General features: G+C 44.2%; 16 protein-coding genes and 1 pseudogene. 10 read left to right on the top strand and 7 right to left on the bottom strand.

Translation table 11 applies throughout. The features are described 5' to 3' along the window. The first annotated feature begins 284 nt into the window (after nucleotides 1–284). Nucleotides 285–1,496 (top strand): type IV pilus twitching motility protein PilT, encoded by a 1,212-nt coding sequence (locus tag F6J94_RS06000; RefSeq protein ID WP_293038031.1) that lies wholly within the window; start codon nucleotides 285–287, stop codon nucleotides 1,494–1,496. Nucleotides 1,497–1,843: 347 nt separating this feature from the next. Here F6J94_RS06000 and typA read toward each other — a convergent pair whose 3' ends face one another. From typA to F6J94_RS05975, 5 genes are all read right to left on the bottom strand, one after another. Beyond that, nucleotides 1,844–3,646: a translational GTPase TypA gene (gene typA / locus F6J94_RS05995; RefSeq protein ID WP_075896790.1), complete on the bottom strand. Its 1,803-nt coding sequence runs from the start codon at nucleotides 3,644–3,646 to the stop codon at nucleotides 1,844–1,846. 60 nt (nucleotides 3,647–3,706) lie between these two features. Continuing rightward, nucleotides 3,707–3,865: a hypothetical protein gene (locus F6J94_RS05990; RefSeq protein ID WP_158069414.1), complete on the bottom strand. Its 159-nt coding sequence runs from the start codon at nucleotides 3,863–3,865 to the stop codon at nucleotides 3,707–3,709. A gap of 26 nt (nucleotides 3,866–3,891) precedes the next feature. After that, nucleotides 3,892–4,044: a hypothetical protein gene (locus tag F6J94_RS05985; RefSeq protein ID WP_293038029.1), complete on the bottom strand. Its 153-nt coding sequence runs from the start codon at nucleotides 4,042–4,044 to the stop codon at nucleotides 3,892–3,894. After that, nucleotides 4,031–5,761 (bottom strand): peptidoglycan-binding domain-containing protein, encoded by a 1,731-nt coding sequence (locus F6J94_RS05980; RefSeq protein ID WP_293038027.1) that lies wholly within the window; start codon nucleotides 5,759–5,761, stop codon nucleotides 4,031–4,033. Before F6J94_RS05980 ends, F6J94_RS05985 begins: the two co-directional genes overlap by 14 nt. Nucleotides 5,762–5,995: 234 nt before the next feature. Beyond that, nucleotides 5,996–6,124 carry a hypothetical protein gene (locus F6J94_RS05975; RefSeq protein ID WP_293038025.1) on the bottom strand — a complete coding sequence of 43 codons (129 nt, stop codon included), beginning with the start codon at nucleotides 6,122–6,124 and terminating at the stop codon, nucleotides 5,996–5,998. Between the two features lie 1,118 nt (nucleotides 6,125–7,242). Here F6J94_RS05975 and F6J94_RS05970 point away from each other — a divergent pair. The 8 genes from F6J94_RS05970 to F6J94_RS05935 all read left to right on the top strand — a co-directional run bounded on the left by F6J94_RS05970 (nucleotide 7,243) and on the right by F6J94_RS05935 (nucleotide 14,108). Next, on the top strand, nucleotides 7,243–8,451 hold the full coding sequence (locus F6J94_RS05970) for a VCBS repeat-containing protein (RefSeq protein ID WP_293038023.1): 1,209 nt from the start codon (nucleotides 7,243–7,245) through the stop codon (nucleotides 8,449–8,451). A 323-nt stretch (nucleotides 8,452–8,774) separates the two neighbouring features. Further along, nucleotides 8,775–9,251: an ATP-dependent zinc protease gene (locus F6J94_RS05965; RefSeq protein ID WP_293038021.1), complete on the top strand. Its 477-nt coding sequence runs from the start codon at nucleotides 8,775–8,777 to the stop codon at nucleotides 9,249–9,251. After that, the gene (rimK, locus tag F6J94_RS05960; protein WP_075897556.1) at nucleotides 9,248–10,177 is read left to right on the top strand and encodes a 30S ribosomal protein S6--L-glutamate ligase; all 930 of its coding nucleotides are present in this window, start codon (nucleotides 9,248–9,250) and stop codon (nucleotides 10,175–10,177) included. Before F6J94_RS05965 ends, rimK begins: the two co-directional genes overlap by 4 nt. 118 nt (nucleotides 10,178–10,295) lie before the next feature. After that, nucleotides 10,296–10,703 carry a hypothetical protein gene (locus tag F6J94_RS05955; protein ID WP_293038018.1) on the top strand — a complete coding sequence of 136 codons (408 nt, stop codon included), beginning with the start codon at nucleotides 10,296–10,298 and terminating at the stop codon, nucleotides 10,701–10,703. 486 nt (nucleotides 10,704–11,189) lie between these two features. Further along, a complete protein-coding gene (locus F6J94_RS05950; protein WP_293020806.1) occupies nucleotides 11,190–12,635 on the top strand; it encodes a PRC-barrel domain-containing protein in 1,446 nt (481 codons plus the stop codon). A 31-nt stretch (nucleotides 12,636–12,666) separates the two neighbouring features. Further along, a complete protein-coding gene (locus tag F6J94_RS05945) occupies nucleotides 12,667–12,906 on the top strand; it encodes a hypothetical protein (protein ID WP_293038016.1) in 240 nt (79 codons plus the stop codon). 51 nt (nucleotides 12,907–12,957) lie between these two features. After that, nucleotides 12,958–13,317 (top strand): hypothetical protein, encoded by a 360-nt coding sequence (locus tag F6J94_RS05940; RefSeq protein ID WP_293020810.1) that lies wholly within the window; start codon nucleotides 12,958–12,960, stop codon nucleotides 13,315–13,317. 377 nt (nucleotides 13,318–13,694) lie between these two features. Beyond that, on the top strand, nucleotides 13,695–14,108 hold the full coding sequence (locus F6J94_RS05935) for a hypothetical protein (protein WP_293038014.1): 414 nt from the start codon (nucleotides 13,695–13,697) through the stop codon (nucleotides 14,106–14,108). Between the two features lie 87 nt (nucleotides 14,109–14,195). Here F6J94_RS05935 and F6J94_RS05930 read toward each other — a convergent pair whose 3' ends face one another. Beyond that, complete coding sequence (locus F6J94_RS05930; RefSeq protein ID WP_293038012.1) at nucleotides 14,196–15,815, bottom strand: alpha/beta hydrolase; 1,620 nt, start codon at nucleotides 15,813–15,815, stop codon at nucleotides 14,196–14,198. A gap of 667 nt (nucleotides 15,816–16,482) precedes the next feature. On the opposite strand from F6J94_RS05930, the gene argF reads away from it, so the two are divergent. Beyond that, nucleotides 16,483–17,403, top strand: coding sequence for an ornithine carbamoyltransferase (gene argF, locus F6J94_RS05925; RefSeq protein ID WP_293038010.1), 921 nt, complete (start codon nucleotides 16,483–16,485; stop codon nucleotides 17,401–17,403). Here the strand turns inward: argF and F6J94_RS05920 are convergent. Then, a pseudogene (locus F6J94_RS05920) lies at nucleotides 17,381–17,571 on the bottom strand (hypothetical protein); the annotation flags it as partial. The gene argF and the pseudogene F6J94_RS05920 overlap by 23 nt on opposite strands.

Raw genomic sequence — 17,571 nt, 5'->3', positions numbered from 1 at the left:
GTATTGTAATTTTGAGGCTTAGGGCTTAGCTTAACTTCCGGTACCTAAGGCTATCATCCTAATCCATAAACTTTAAATATATCATATCTAGGTGAGGTCTGACAGCAATATCAAAAACCTAGCTGGATTAGTGTGAAAACTTTTTATATAAAGTAAAATTTCTCTAGGGTTGACAGTTCTTTGGTTGGATCACAAGCAACCGAAATTCACTGCCAACAAGAAGATCAGCAAACATCAACGCCCCGACCTGATCAGTCCAGCAAGGGTATCTTTAGGTACATCATATGAAGAACACGAATTCTGGTTTAGGAGTGCAAATTGATCAAGAGCCTCAAACTTTACCATCACCACTTAAACCAGTAGTAGAACTTAACTCGAACCTTAGCCATCCCCCTTCTATCGAGCAAATCGTCGCAGAGGCTCATAGTCACAAAGCTTCTGACATTCATATTCGAGTGGGACAGGTCCCCAGATTTAGGATTCGGGGCAAGATGTATGTGGCTAAACGTCATACCAAGGTCACAGTGGAAGTCTTTGAGGCATACCTCAATGAGATTCTCACTCCGGCTCAGAGGAAGCAGTTTGCTGAAGCCAAAGAACTGGATACTGCTATTTTTTACCCTGGCTTAGTGCGCTGTCGGGTGAATTGTTTTGACTCCCTAAACGGCGGAGCCATTGTGCTGCGATTAATCAGCCTTGATGTTCCTTCAATCGATGATTTAACTCTACCGCAAGTTTTAAAAAAAATAGTTAGCAAGGGTCAGGGAATTATTTTAGTTACCGGTCCGACAGGATCAGGTAAATCAACGACTCTTGCGGCGATGATTCGCCATCTCAATGAAACAGAGTACAAACATATTGTTACCATTGAAGACCCGGTTGAATATGTCCACCGCTCCCGAAAGTGCCTGATTAGTCAGCGAGAAGTGGGATTACACACCCATGAGTTTCACCACGCTCTGCGGTCTGTGTTACGGGAGGATCCCGATATAATTCTAATTGGGGAAATGCGCGATCGCATCACAGTTGATACTGCCCTGCAAGCTGCCCAAACCGGTCATCTGGTCTTGGGTACTCTACACACTCGCAATGCCATCAGCAGTATTAACCGTCTGTTGAATCTCTACAATCCTGATGAACAGTCAGCGATCCGCATCCAGATTGCTGAGTCCCTGTTGGCAGTTATTGCCCAACTCTTAGTACCAACCATCGATAAGGGTCGGATTGCGGTTCATGACATTTTAATCAATACCCCAACTGTACAGGATTACCTGCTTAAGGGAGAAGATGGGGATGTGTTCCGACTGATGGAAACTGAAACCATTGAAGGAATGCAAGTTATGAATCAGGCTCTCTACAACTACCTAATTGATGAAAAAATCACACCCACCGAAGCCCTTAAAGTGTCTCCTGATCCCCAGGCTTTGATACGCCAGATGCGCACTGGTGGTATAGATGCTTCCGCCTCGGCTCGTGATTGGATGAATGAAGGTTAGGAGGTTGTCTGTCAGAATTTAGAATTAAGAATTAAGAATTTAGAATTAAGAATTTAGAATTAAGAATTTAGAATTAAGAATTTAGAATTTAGAATTAAGAATTTAGAATGCATAATGGTGAATTAAGAATTAAGAATGCATAATGGTGAATGGTGAATCCAAAATCCAAAATTAAAAATCCAGACCAGAATGGTGAATCCAGAATGGTGAATTCTCAATTCTCAATTCCCAATTCCCAATTCTCAATTCCCAATTCTCAATTCTCAATTCTCAATTCTACATTCTACATTCTACATTCTACATTCCCAATTCTCAATTCTCAATTCTCAATTCTACATTCTCAATTCTTACCTTTTACCTTGCTTCGCCAACTTCTTCTTAGACAGCTTCCGCAAACGAACTGACTGAGGTGTAATCTCCACCAGTTCATCGGGTCCAATATACTCCAAAGCCCGTTCCAAACTCATCTCCATTGGGGCTTGTAACTGCACTAATTCATCCCCAGTGGCGGAACGATGGTTAGTTAACTGCTTAGTTTTACAGACATTTAGATCTAAATCCTGAGGACGATTGTGTTCCCCAATAATCATGTTTTTGTAAACCTTGGTGCCTGGTTTAATAAAGAATACACCACGGTCTTCTCCATTTTTCAGGGCATAGAAGGTAGCCATCCCTTCTTCAAAGGCTACAATTACTCCATTGCGGCGAGTTTCTAATTCCCCAGTCATGGGACGATATTCTAGGAAGCTATGATTCATGATCCCTTCACCTTTGGTCAAGCGAAGGAAGTCCCCCCGGAAACCAACTAAGCCACGGGCAGGAATCACAAAATCGATTTGGGTGCGACCATTGGCACCCACTTGCATATCTTGCATTTCCCCTTTGCGCTGTCCTAAACGCTCGATACAGCTACCCACGGCTTCTTCTGGTACATCTAGCACTAGATATTCAAAGGGTTCGCAAGGTTGACCATTGACTTCCCGGTAGATGACTTGGGGTTGGGAAACTTGGAACTCATATCCTTGGCGACGCATGGTTTCGATCAGAATACCCAGGTGTAGCTCTCCACGACCAGATACTAGGAATTTATCGGGGGAGTCAGTGGGTTCTACCCGTAGTGCTACGTTTGTTTCTAATTCCCGGAATAAGCGATCGCGTAATTGTCGCGAAGTTACAAAGTCCCCTTCCTTACCCGCAAAGGGGGAATCATTCACGCAGAAGGTCATTTGCAAGGTAGGCTCATCTACCTTAATTAGGGGTAAGGCTTGGGGTTCATTGGGACAAGTAATGGTTTCACCAATATTGGCATCAGCAAACCCAGCTACCGCCACGATATAACCAGCTGATGCTTCTTTTAGGTCAACTCGCTTGAGTCCTTCAAATCCCATCAACTTGGTAACTTTTGCCTGAACTATGTCCCCAGTATCCTTAACTAAAGCAGCTTGTTGACTGGCCTTAATGGTTCCGTTGTGAATTCTGCCAATCACAATGCGACCTAGGTACTCGGAATAGTCCAAGGTGGTGACTTGTAGTTGTAGCGGCTTGGCAGGGTCTCCTACTGGTGGCGGGACATGATGCAAAATCGCTTCAAACAGTGGTTGCATATCTACCGCTTCTGCGTCCAAATCTTCTTTGGCGTAGCCTTGTAGACCGGAGGCAAATAGGTAGGGAAACTCACACTGGTCATCGTCTGCTCCTAATTCTAGGAACAGATCCAGCACTTTGTCGATGGCACCATAAGGGTCCGCTTGGGGTCGGTCAATTTTATTGACCACTACAATCGGGCGGAGTCCTTTTTCCAGAGCTTTTTTCAGGACAAATCGGGTTTGAGGCATTGGTCCTTCATTAGCATCCACAATTAGGATGCAGCCATCCACCATACCCAATACCCGCTCTACTTCTCCACCAAAGTCAGCGTGACCGGGAGTATCAACAATATTAATTAGGATGTCTTTGTACCGAACGGCGGTATTCTTAGAAAGAATAGTAATACCCCGCTCCCGCTCTAAATCGTTGGAGTCCATGACGCAGTCTGGAACGTCTTCCCCTTCGCGGAAGATACCGGATTGTTTGAGTAGAGCGTCAACTAAGGTAGTTTTGCCGTGATCGACGTGAGCAATAATAGCAACGTTGCGAATTGGGAGAGTCATACCAGCGCCTGGAAATAGGTAGCAGCAGTTACAATTTTTTCTAAAGATTTCTTAATAATTCTAGCTTACCTTGGGAAGACCCGAAGAAAAATAGCTGGTGTTCCACTTGTAGCATCCGGCTAAGCTAAACCTATGTATAGCAAAGGGAGTAGGGAGTAGGGAGTAGGGAGTAGGGAATCGGGAATCGGGAGTAGGGAATATGGCATCAAAAATTATCACAATTCCTAGACAGATCCCTATCAAAACTATTCCGTCTTGATAGGTTTGCGTTCGCGAAGCGGTTCCAAAGGAAAATCCCGTAGCGTGGCCCAAAGGCCAAGGTCAATCTTTGCTCCTAGTGCCATCAGTTGTGGGTTACCTGTTACTGGGTAAATCATGAATTGATCAACTGCTGACACTGGTAAGCGATCGCGTTTCAGTGGATACCTTCTTCTGATTGTCAACCGGGGGCTGAGGAGGTGCTGACTCGTTCTCAGCCTTCAAACGCAGAGTAAAGGATTTATCAACATAGATACCTTTGGAATCCGTGCGACGGACAATCACGGTATGGCTGGTGTCTGTTTTGAAATTAATCAAGCTTTGCTCGGTAAGAGCCAGTTTATTCTCCTTCAACATAAACCGCCCGCCAGCATCATCAATTAATGAGTAGGTATACCGTTCTCCTGTTTTTGGATTAGTCGGGGATAGGATACCAACTACAGTTCCTGGTTTGATCTGATCAGGGATACGTTGATCAGCTTGGTCAGAGTTTTGGGATCTTTGGGGAACGTTTTCCTGAGTTGTGCTGGTATCTTGGTGATGGTTTTGGTCAGGTAAGCTAGCGTTTTGAGCAAGGCGATACAGGTCAGTAAAGAAGTTATTGAGAGGTTTAATCCCACCCTTAGCTGCCTCGACTTCCACTAACTCACTGTTGGTCAATTCTTGAATAACGGAGGATATAGAAGGGTGGGTAAAACTGTAGAGACCTTCCTCAGAAGATTCCAAAACAGCTGATAAAGATAGATTATCTTCACCGCTCGATGGTGGGGATTGTTGAAATTTAATCTGATCTAAGGGCAAGAACAAAGTAGAGGATTTAGCTAAGTTTAGCTTAGCTTTATTTTCATTACTATCTTCAAATTGTATCGGTAAAACATTAGGGCTTGTTGCCACTGGGCTGGTGAACAGAAGTAGACCATACTTCTCTAAGCTTAAGTCTTGATTGTTTTGGTCTACAGTTTCCTCAATAGCAACCGTTTCAGAGACCGTTTCAGGGGTTGAAGATTGGTCTATCTCGCTCTCACTGATGGTAGTTAGCAAATCATCCATGGAATAGATGCTTGATTCGCTATCTTCTATATCTTCTCTGGGCACAATATTCTCAGGTTGCCCTGTTTTTGTAGAGGATTTTCCTATCCTCAGCCGAATCGGCAGCCGTTGATAGTTTATCTGTAGCGCAATTACTCCCCATCCTCCAAGAGATACCACTGCCCAGCCAAACAACCATCGGTATAGTGGTTTATTGGAGAGGGCGTTCAAGGGGGTTGAAGTAACCGATTGATTTGCTAAGGCAGACTCTGGTGTTGAAATAAAATTATTAATGATAGTATCCTGACCTTCCCCTCTAGTTTGTGGCTGATTTGGGGAAATCTCGATCAACTCCCTCTCTTGGGTAGCAGATAAGAATTCTGAGTGCAATTGTTGTAGAGTTATCCAGGTTATTGGTCCAACAATACCATCCGCATTCAATCCTAGTGCTTGCTGGAATGTAGAGACAGCAGCAAAGGTATTGGAACCGTATACACCATCCACTGGCTGTTGGTAGTTTCCTAACTGTTGCAGTATAGTTTGTAGTCTAGTGACAACTTCCCCTTTACTCCCCAAACGCAGTGTTGGGGGGACATTTATTCCTGGTAAAGACCGTCCCTGGACTGTTTTGAGATTACTGAATCGAGAGTTTTGAGCAATTGCGATCGCTTCTGGAGCAGTGATGCTCTTGGAGGGTTTCCCCAGCCGAGGGGATTGGTTGGGCTCTTGAGTGGGCGTGCAGATAATGCTGTCACTGTAGTCAAGACTAGCAGTGGCATTTTTGCAGTGGCTGTAGGCTAGTAGTAGGAGAGTAGAGGGGTCAGGCATATAGCGTTTTTATCTAGGTTGTAAACACACCTCTTGCTTTAAAAGGCAAGAGGTAAGAGGCATGCATGCTAGAGGGGAAAGAGATCCGGAGTTTTATTCGACAATAAAAAAAGACCTCCTCGGTTTACATCTGATGGAGAAACGCTATAGACAGCACTTGAGTCTAGTAAGCTTTGCACAATTTATTTTGTCAACCCGGATATTTTAGTGAGGAAATTTGTAAAGTTTTGTAAACTATGGTAAAGGGAGCAGGGAGTCGGGAGTCGGGAGTCGGGAGTCGGGAGTCGGGAATATGGGGAATTCGGCTAGATGCGATCGCGTAGCGTGACCATTCGCGTAGCGTGGCCTTTTGGCCAAGGTCAATCGCTTTTAGCGTGGCCTACGGCCAATCCCGTAGCGTGACCATTCGCGTAGCGTGGCCTTTTGGCCAAGGTCAATCGCGTTTATCAATTTCCAGAAACTCCCCCCACCCTGACTAGAAAATGCTATTATTAAAGGTTATTAGTAGTGGTGCGTTACGGGGCGGACTATCCCAAGGCTGGCTAAGAGGCGAAAAATAATGGCAAGTCCGCCCCTAACTACGCACTAATTATTTTTGAATTTTAAATTATTTCCTTCAAAAAGCTTTTTATATCAGACTAGCGAGTCACCAATTTTAGCAGGATTTTTTAATATATGAGTAGTATAAAAAACCTAAGTCAATGGTGATTTTTTTTGTTGGTTACCTGTCCTATATATTCTCGCTATAGCAATCATAAATTAGCTTAAATAAAGCTTCATACTTATTTAAATAAATATCGTAAATAAACTATTATAAATAATTCAAATAATTTATTTTTGATGGTTAAAGAGGAATCCGTGTAGGAATTGTGATAATTTTTGTTTCCTATTCCCTATTCCCTATTCCCTGTTCCCTATTCCCTGTTCCCTATTCCCTTTCCTATACCTCACCCAATTAAAACCCGAAATATTATAGCAGCTAATTTCGATAATAGCATTTAACTGTGCCACTTGTCAAAGTGACCTAATTTCAAAACAGCTCAAAAATCTGTCATGGTATAAAATAATCTAGTGTGCAATCTCTACCATCCACGTAAAAGAGACACTTGTGCAATCGACACAAGACAAAACCAGGCTGCATTTAAACCAAAAACTGCATTCTACCAATAGTTTTGCTCAATAGTTTGGGAATTATTAGAGCAATTCCTAACAGTTATGCCAAAGGGATTTTCAGCAAACTACTAGTTAATTAGCTGTTAATGTAAGCTATCAGCTATCAGCTAATGCGCTACAGATGGTGCTACTTGAGGTGCTATCAGCTATCAGCCTATGGGCTACGTGAAATGGGGGTTTTCCCCAGACTTTCTATTTTATTTGAAGCTGACCGCTGACGGCTGACCGCTGACGGCTGACCGCTGACAGTTTACTGTCAACAGTTACCAATTAACAAAACGCGCTTCATCTAAAACAGGAAAACAACCATGAAAATCGAAGCAGAAAACTCAATTCGCGTTACCCTGGAAAATTACGAGGTTTTTGATAATGATATTGCTTCAGGCTCTAAAGCAGTCAGAATCGAAGACATTGAAAGCAACGGCATAATCAGAATTGACTGGACAGAAAGTGATGGTGTTGCTGGCAAATACCATATCGGTATCGCTCACTTTGATGAAGTGGATGGAAAAGCCAAACTAAAACTACAGGTTAACGGTATTGAAATTGACACCTATACTTTGGAGAAAAACCTTGGTGGAGATGGACCCAACTCCCTTAACTATGTCGGTTTCACTGACTCTCTCAGCAATGGTGATCCTAATCCAAATCCTATCTTTAAGGATGTACAACTTGCCCCAGGCGATCGCATCGAAATTGTTGTAGAGGCAGATAGTCTTGATAATGAGACCTTCGAGTTAGGGCGAATTGACGCCATTGAATTTACCTCTGCTGAAGTGGATCTGTTCTGGCATAATTCTGAGACTGGTGCCATGGGAGCTTGGCGGATGCATGGGGTCATGGGTACTGACCTAGATCAGGCAGTGACGATTCAAATGGAATCAGTTAACAGTGGCTGGGAGATTCGTGCTGCTGGAGACTTTAACGGTGATAGCCACAAAGATATGGTTTGGCGCAATACCGTTACTGGAGACATTGGTATCTGGTTAATGAAGGGTTCCCAGTTCCAAGAAGCAGTATCCATCGTCCCAGTCTCAGACCTTAACTGGCAAATCCATGGCACAGCAGATTTCAACGGTGATCAGCAAACCGATCTGCTGTGGCGTAATCACTCCACTGGCGAAAATGCAGTTTGGCTGATGAATGGCACTGAGCTAACTCAGGGAGTACTAATCAAATCAGAATCAGCCGACAGTAAATGGAAGATGCTTGGTGCCGGAGACTTTGATGGAGATGATGACGGGGATATTCTCTGGCTTAATACTGAAAACCAAAATGTTTCCTACTGGCGGATGGCAGGTACAGATTACATAGAGTCAGTGTTGGTGAATAATGCACCCTTCGACAACACCTGGAAATTTCAAGGAGTTATGGATTTTGACGACAATAATTACGATGACATTTTCTGGAGCAATACTGTTGATGGCAAGACAGGGATGTGGATGATCAATGAAAACGGTTACGAGCGACCAGTAATCTCTGAGTCGATAGATTTGAGCTGGGAAAGCCATGCCTAAAGTGACCTTTGTTGAGGGTTGACTGTTGAGGGTTGACTGTCAACAGTCAACCCTCAATCAAATTATGCGTTCGCGTAGCGTGGCCGTAGGCCAATCGCACTTCTGACTTGCTGTCGCATACAATCAATTACTCACACACCTTAGGGGCGCACGGGATGCGCCCCTAAGGCTAATTTTTGTTATATTCATTATCAAGAGAACGATAGTTATAGGAACGCGCCCCCGCCCCTCTCCCCACACTGTTCTGATTCCCGATTCCCGATTCCCGATTCCCGATTCCCGATTCCCGATTCCCTGCGCCATAGCATACTAATTTACCCTAAATGAAGCACTCCGAACACTTGCCAATCATTGGCTGGCGAGAATGGTTGACGTTGCCTGAACTTGGTATTATACAGGTCAAGGCGAAAATTGACACTGGCGCACGTTCATCCGCCTTACATGCCTTTGATATCAAAACCTTCGACCATGATGGGCTCAAGTGGGTTCGCTTCAAAGTGCATCCCTATCAGCGGGACAGCCATCAAACTGTAATCGCAGAAGCCAAACTGTTAGACCAGCGAAAGGTACGCAGTTCCAATGGACAAACTCAGTTGCGACCGGTTATCCAGACTACTGTAAAACTAGGTAGCAAGCAGTGGCCGATTGAACTTACCTTAACCAATCGAGATGCCATGGGTTTCCGGATGTTGCTGGGGCGTCAAGCTGTTCAGAGGCGCTTTTTGGTAGACTCAGGTCATTCCTTTGTACAAAGTTCAACTACGAGTCACCAGAGCAATGATAGGAGTAATCAAGGATGAAAATTGCTATCTTATCCCTAGATGCTGGCTTATATTCTACCCGACGCTTGAAGGATGCTGGGGAAAAGCTGGGTCATGAAATGCGGGTGATTGACTATATGCGCTGTTATATGAATATTACAGCTCACAAGCCAATGGTAATGTATCAGGGCAAACCCTTAGAAAACTTTGATGCCATTATTCCCCGGATCGGGGCATCAAAGACCTTCTATGGCACCGCCGTTGTACGGCAGTTTGAAGTGATGGGTGTTTTTAGTGCTAATCCAACTCAGGCAATTTCCCGCTCTCGTGATAAGCTACGCTCTCTTCAGATCCTTTCTCGTGAAGGTATTGGTTTGCCCGTAACTGGCTTTGCCCATTCCACCCAAGATATTGACGGTTTAATCGAGATGGTAGGTGGTGCTCCTTTGGTGATTAAACTATTGGAGGGTACCCAAGGCATTGGGGTGGTACTGGCAGAAACCCATCAAGCTGCTACGTCCGTCATTGAAGCCTTTCGCGGTTTAGAAGCCAATATTTTAGTCCAAGAATTTATCAAAGAAGCAGGGGGTATGGATATTCGTTGCCTTGTGATTGATAGTAAAATAGTAGCATCAATGAAGCGACAGGGAGCAGAAGGGGAATTTCGCTCGAACCTACACCGAGGGGGAACAGCAGAAAAAATCAAGTTAACCCCTGAAGAGCGTAGCACAGCAATTCGTGCTGCTAAAGCCATGGGATTACGCATAGCTGGGGTAGACATGGTACGCTCCAATCATGGTCCGGTAGTGTTGGAAGTAAATTCTTCACCAGGACTAGAAGGAATTGAAAAGGCGACTGAAGTAGATGTGGCGGGGAAGATTATTGAATTTTTGGAAAAAAGTGCTGCAAATGATAAAAAAGGTACACCTCGCAGTGGAGCTGTTCGCGATCGCATAAAGTATTAAATTGTCATTCAATTTTGACGGAATACTAGGTTATTGTTACTAGAACATAGGTAAATTATTGATTAGGGTGTCAGGAATGAATCCAAGCCTGGAACAGTCAAGTATAGATACTACGACTATGATGACATCTTCCGAACCATTGGTCGAGGTGCCGAAAATCTTGGAAGAAGAGCGCATGCAAAAGGAGCGTATGCATGATGTCCTGCTGCTGCTGGAACATTTAGTAGAAAGGGAAGAGGCTACCGTGAAGCTCATCCTCGATTGCCTCTACGATGTGGGCTCAGTAAACCTGATCAACAAAAAGTTTCAGTCTCGCTCCCTCAACTGGATGATGAAATCAATTGCCCGTATGTCCAAACCAGCCTTCAGAGTTGTTGCTCTGCGCTGGTTTAAGAAGAATTGTCCAGAACTAATTACTAAGTGGCTGGGGGAGCAAGTGCAAGGGAGCAGCGAGTCGGAACCCACCCCTAACCCCTCCCAGGAGGGGAACGGGAGTCGGGAGTCGGGAGTCGGGAGTAGGGAGTAGGGGGAATAAAATTGAGTGTACCTGATAAGTACGAGAAACGCCTTTATGCGTAAGTCCTGAAAAGTTTACCGCTGGCTCAGCCTATCCTGACACCGAACAGCTTTTGAATAAAATAAGCTGACGGCTGAATGCTGACACCTTGAGTTAGGAATTTTCACAAAACCAATAGTTTACAAATCTGGTCAAGCAGTTGACAATTTTCTGCTGATATCAGTCATTCAAAAGCTTTTTTAGCGCGAGTGCGCCCCTAGCATACTCACAGTTTGTTCACAAAGTTTGATTAATCTTTCATCAGAGCTTAATCAAAGGAGCCGAATGTCTAAGTAAATACTCTGTTTCGGCGTAAACAACCAGCTGATGCCTAATGTCATGACTAAAAAGGGGAGGAGATGGAGAGAGTCAAGGTCGGCAAATGCCAGTTGTTAACAACTCCGATGCTACCAGATTTGCTCTAAAAACTCTGATTTAAAACTAAGGAGAACGTTGATGAACACACAATCAGAAACTGCCATTAAGCACAGTGATGTAATCAACCGGATAGTACTGAATCGCCAAAACACTGAAGAAATTGGTCGGGTAGCTGAGCTGTGGCTCGACCCAATGGCTCATAAAGTTTTGGGTTTGGTTTGCAAGTCAGGACTGCTGGGTCGCAAAAAACGGTCATTTACTTGGGCAGAAATTGAGGCGATTGGCTCCGACAGCATTCTAGTTTACCTTGACTCGGAAACCGCAGCGAAAAAACCCCCATCAGTGGAATCGATTGTGGGACATCAGTTGTGGACGGACGGAGGGAATCAGGCAGGTACTTTGGTGGACTATCGATTTGACCCCAACACCGGGACGGTAGTTGAGTATATCTTTGGCTCCAAGGGCTGGCGTGGTGTCACTGATGGCACCTACCGACTTCCCCCTGTCGCCATCGCCAGTGTGGGCGGTAAACGAGTGATGGCCATAGAGGCGATGGTGCAAAACGCTGAGCAGTATACCGATGGCATCAACCAAAAAGTTGCTCAGGCGGCTGAATCCTTGAAAGATGACTACGCCAAAACTAAGGAAGATATGGCGGCGCTGATGGAAGGGGCTCAGGGGTTAGCGACTCAAGTGCAAGAAAATGCTAAAACAGTAGCGGAGAATACCCAAAATAAGTTCTCTGAGGTTGCTGGTCAAGTGCAACAGACCACTAAACAGGTGACTGGTAATGTTCAAGAGAAGTTTTCTGATGTCACCACTCAAGTGCAAGAAAATGCTAAAAAAGTAGGGGAGAATACCCAAAATAAGTTTTCTGAGGTTGCTGGTCAAGTGCAACAGACCACTAAACAGGTGACTGATAATGCTCAACAGAAGCTCTCTGATGTTGCTGGTCAAGTGCAAGAAACTACTAAAAAAGTAGCGGAGAATAGCCAAAATAAGTTTTCTGAGGTTGCTGGTCAAGCACAACAGACCACTAAACAGTTAACTGGTAATGCTCAACAGAAGCTCTCTGAGGTCGCTGGTCAAGCACAACAGACCACTAAACAGTTAACTGGTAATGCTCAACAGAAACTCTCTGATGTTGCTGGTCAAGTACAACCGACCAATAAAAAAGTAGCGGGCAATGCCCAAGAGAAGTTTTTTGAGATTGCTGCTCAAGTGCAACAGACCACTAAACAGGTGACTGGTAATGTTCAAGAGAAGCTTTCTGATGTCACCGCTCAAGTGCAAGAAACTACTAAAAAAGTAGCGGAGAATACCCAAGAAAAGCTCTCTGAGGTCGCTGGTCAAGCACAACAGACCACTAAACAGCTGACTGACCAGGCTAAGGAAAAACTAGTTCAAGTAAAGACAAAGTTGCCGAGTGCTGACTCCGCTACTACTACAGAAGCTGCTCAGAAAGACAAGACACTCAAAGCTAGTTCTGAGCCAGAATCTGCCAAAACAGCTCTTAAGCACTAACTGATCTATACAACTCAAGGAGAAAAATACCATGAGACAAGTTGCAATACTGGTAACTAGACAATTTGCAATGGTGCTAAGTATTTTAGCGATCGCATCTTGGTTGTCTCTAGCTACTGATGGTAATGAGAACTCTCAGTCTAAACCGACTCCGAGTTCACCAGAAGCAACTGCACCCCAAACACCAGCAGAAACCGCTGCATCCGAGAGAAAAGAAAAACAGAGCTCTCTGCAGAACATAATCTCTGTGTTAATGGTCGCTGATCAGTAATATCAGTATTCAGCGATCAGCCCTCAGCGATCAGCCCTCAGCGATCAGCCCTTGGCCTACGGCCAACGGCTGAATGCTTACTTAGTAATATCTCAGAAGGTGGCAAGAAACGTTTATTTAAGAAGTACTCAAATAATGATCACCACTGACAACAATAGCGATTGTGAATTTCTTCAAGAAGACAGTATATGGTCTGACCTCAGAGCAATAAGAGTTATTAATGGGTTGCAACAGGAGGTGGAGTTCCTAGAAGCCTCAGTGAAACGGCTCCAAATCTGGCTGGTTTTAAGTATTGTGATCCTAGGAGGTAGTATTGCTGCCATCAGTCCCCTTGGTGCTATGACTTACAAGCAGTTGCAGCAGCAATTCGCACCAGTAAATTCCTGGAAAACCACTCAACAAAACCGGTGATTTTTTGATTAATTATTCACCAGACTTCTTGCAGAAGTCGGGAACAGGGAACAGGGAACAGGGAACAGTGGAGAAGAATTGACGCAAACACTATCAGAAAAATACTTTTGCAAGAGGTCTACCATTAAAACTAAATATAGCGTTTATAGGATTTATGAGGTACGCTTCTCAACCTCAAAGTCCCCCTTGATAAGGGGGATTTAGGGGTATCTCTTGGTACCTCATGGCATATATAATTGCTCTAATAAATACTAGAGTATTACTAAATTAATTGTGCCCATTTTTGATCATAATTTTCCTACTCCCTACTCCCTACTCCCTACTCACTGTTCTCTTTGCTATAAACACTCAACACTCAACAGTTTCAAATCAAGGCCATGACTAACAACAATCATCTAAGTAAAACAAGCACGATCAATAATTTTGCTATAGACAACAAACCTCTTACCAACACAGCCCTTCCTGTTGTGACCCCAGTCAATCCTCTTGCTAATCTCCAAGAGCAACATATCGAAGAAGTCGCCGAAGCATTGGTGGAATTTAAAATGACTGCCATGTCCGATAAGAAGAAACAGGAGCAAGAAACAAAAGAGCTACAGAAAAAAATGGGTCGTTTCACCGCTATTTGGATGATCTTAATCTTGATGGTAGCAGGAGCAGGAGCTTGCACAGGATATTTCTTTTATACCCAGCTCAAGGAGCTAACTACAGAAATTACGTCATTGAAAGAGGCTCCGGCAGAATCAGAACAGGCAAAACAAGTTCAACAGCTAGAACGAGCAATATTTTGACTTATGACTTATGACTTATGACTTCTGACTTCTGACTTCTGAATTCTGAATTCTGAATTCTGACTTCTTACCTCACAACCCTGCTTTTTACCGTACCAAAGGCTCAAGAATTGTCACCAAACTCAAGGGCATCAGCTCTTGACTAAGGGATTGAGCATAGGCAGCACTCAGATAAGCTTGGTACTCTGATTTACCAGCAATATAGGTTTGAAAAAATGCTAAACTCAATGCTTTCATATACTCCTGAGCAATAGTTGGGTCAGGACCAAGCACTGCCTCAGGTAAGGGGACATCATCGGGTGATGGGGCGAGGGTGGAAAAGTGGGTTCCTCTCCTAAGCAATACTAGATACTTCTGTAGAGTTGTCAGCCAAGTAAAGGGTTGAATCTGTTCTGGTAACGCTGGCGCTATGGTATCATCACTACCAGCGACTACCATCAGGGGCACTTGAATTGGGCTAAGTTGGGATTTTCCTAAGACTGTGCTAGTAATTGGATTAATTGCGATCGCACCTTTAATCCGTTGATCCGATAACTGATAGTCCTGTGGTGGTAAGTCAAAGGCACGACACTGAAGTAGTAGGGATATATTCAAGGTATCCTGATTTAAGGGAGCGCAATCCTGTTGCAATTGCTCAAAATTGATCTCGGCTCCAGCAAGAGCTAAGGATGTGTAACCCCCAAAGGACTGACCCAATACTCCCACCTGTTGCAAATTTAACTGCCCTTTAAAGGAACTTTCTAGTTTATCGAGTAAAAACTTAATATCCAGAGGGCGGTTAATAAATTCTGATGGTGGAGCTGCCTCTTTGGCAAGACCAGTTAACAAAGCCTGTATTTGATCCGCATTACTGCCTGGATGTTCCGGTACAGCCACAGCAAATCCATGGGATGCCAGGTGACGGGCTAAGTACTCAAATGTCTTCCGTTCTGAACCCAGTCCGTGGGAAATAACAATCACTGGTGCTAACCCTTCCCTTGGGGAATCTGGCATATACAAGTCAACGGGAAACTCTCGCCGAGGGCCCAGGTCATCGGAGGGAATGGTTTGCTTGTCATAGCTTACTGAACCGGGTTGCCGTAAGTCTAGGGAGAAATCGGATAAACCTCGCTCTGTCTGGGCTGCCGCTTCCTGATCCGATGCCTGTTCCACTGCTGCAATGGCGATCTGGGTTTGCTGAATCAGCTTCGATAAGTCATCAATAATTTCAAAACCCCGTTGTGAGTTAATCCGAATCCCGTAAGTCGGAAATTCCCGCAACACATTCAAAATCGTCAACCCTTCTGGCTTAAAAGCGGCTTTGATTAAAGCAGCTCGAATGGCATAGAAACCGGGTTGACGAGCTTTGGTTTGTATGACTTCACCTACCCGTTGTAGAATTATTTCTCCTTGAGGTGAGTAGAGGAATTGAGCGATCGCTACTGGTGTGACATCAATGGGAGTAATTAAGACCTGCCGCAGTTGTTTGAATTCTTCTGGCTTTACATACCCCGCATAGAAGGCTAAGGATGGCTCAACTTTGCCCACTGTCGCATAAACTTCTAGAGCTGCGATCGGTAGAGAAAACTCAATTGGACCATAGGAAATATAGATTTTCTCTGCTGCCTCAACTGGTGGAGAAATCATCACTGGGGTGAGCAACAATCCTAGATTCAGCAGCAGCCATTTTAGTCTAGTTTGTGGTTTACCTTTTGCTAATCTGAACATATAGCGTTTCCAAATGATTTGTAAAACTAGATTGTAATTTGTTCTAATACAAAAAACGCTGTATTCCTTACTAATGTTAGTGATTGGAAGTTTTATTTTCCCTAAAGCATTTCATTATTTGTTCACATCTCAAATGTATATACTATAGCGCTACTCCCGACTCCCTACTCCCAGGGCTTGCGCTTGACCCGTAATTAAATTCGCCACGGGTCGCACCGCTCCCGACTCCCGTTCCCCTCCTGGGAGGGGTTAGGGGTGGGTTCCGACTCCCGTTCCCCTCCTGGGAGGGGTTAGGGGTGGGTTCCGACTCCCTACTCCCTAGTGCTGCTGTATTATTTAATAACGATTTGTCAATTTTTGATGACATTTAGGGGTAGATTAAATAGACTAGGATTATGTTCTTGCGAAATTTTGTGGTAGAGTGAATAACTCTAGCCAAGATTCAAGGTTGTTTTCCTAGAAAAGACTAACTAGTTTTTTAGTCTTTTTTGGGAGACTAGCTATGATAATTTAAGATAAATAGGATAGCGTCTTAAGAGGGTGCATCTTAACAAAAACTGGGGAGCTATAAGGTGCTCATTCCAGTAAAATAGTACACTTTGTTTGATGGGCAATTGTGTGTAGCACTGTGGCTAGGGTAAACTATTTTACTCATTGAATATAGAACATGAATACGTTAAAAGGACGCGATTTTTTAGGTTTAACAGACCTCAGTGCTAGTGACATTCAGGAACTATTGGATAAAGCCACTAAGTTAAAAAACGCTCAGTGGAATCCTAGGTGCAATAAGGTTTTGGGATTATTGTTTTATAAGGCTTCCACACGAACACGGGTCAGTTTTTCCGTAGCTATGTACCAAATAGGCGGTCAGGTGATTGACTTAAATCCCAATGTCACCCAAGTTGGTCGTGGAGAACCGGTAGTAGATACAGCGCGAGTGTTAGACCGCTACTTGGATATTCTAGCAATTCGTACCTTTGAACAAAAACAGTTGGAAACCTTTGCGGAATATGCCCAGATTCCAATTATTAATGCTTTGACCGATTGGGAGCATCCCTGTCAGACTTTAGCCGATTTGTTAACGATTCAGGAATGCTTTGGAACACTAGCTGGTTTGACATTGACTTATGTTGGCGACGGTAATAATGTCGCTCATTCACTAATGTTGGGCTGCGCTCTAATGGGAATGAATGTCAGAGTCGCCACACCACCAGCTTATCAACCTGATAGTGCTATTTGTGAGCTTGCCCTGAAAACCGCAGCTAGCCGCACAGAAGTAATGGTTACCGATGACCCAGTAGCTGCTGCCAAGGAAGCTCACATAATTTATACTGATGTTTGGGCAAGTATGGGTCAAGAAGCCTCAGCTGAGGAGCGAATTCCAATTTTTCAGCCTTATCAAGTTAATCAACAGTTGTTAGACCATGCCGACCCATCAGTAATTGTACTCCACTGTTTACCCGCTCACCGGGGGGAAGAAATTACAGACGAGGTAATCGAAGGCTCGCGATCGCGTGTTTGGGACCAGGCCGAAAACCGTTTACATGCCCAAAAAGCTTTACTGGTCAGTCTTTTAGGGGTTGATTGAATCGTAAGGGAGTCGGGAGTAGGGAGTAGGGAATAGGGAGTAGCTTTACCATGGCTCCAGTGGAAAGGATATTCAAGGCCATTTTAGTGACAGTACCGGCTTTGAGGCGAGTAGAGCCAGCTAGGATTTCCGGACCAACTAGCAGCCGAATATCGATATCAGCATCAA

Origin of the sequence: Moorena sp. SIO1F2 (assembly GCF_010672755.1) — a bacterium.
Taxonomy (GTDB): Bacteria; Cyanobacteriota; Cyanobacteriia; order Cyanobacteriales; family Coleofasciculaceae; genus Moorena.
The sequence above is the reverse complement of the archived record's forward strand: the minus strand, read 5'-3'. Positions and strand labels throughout refer to the sequence as shown.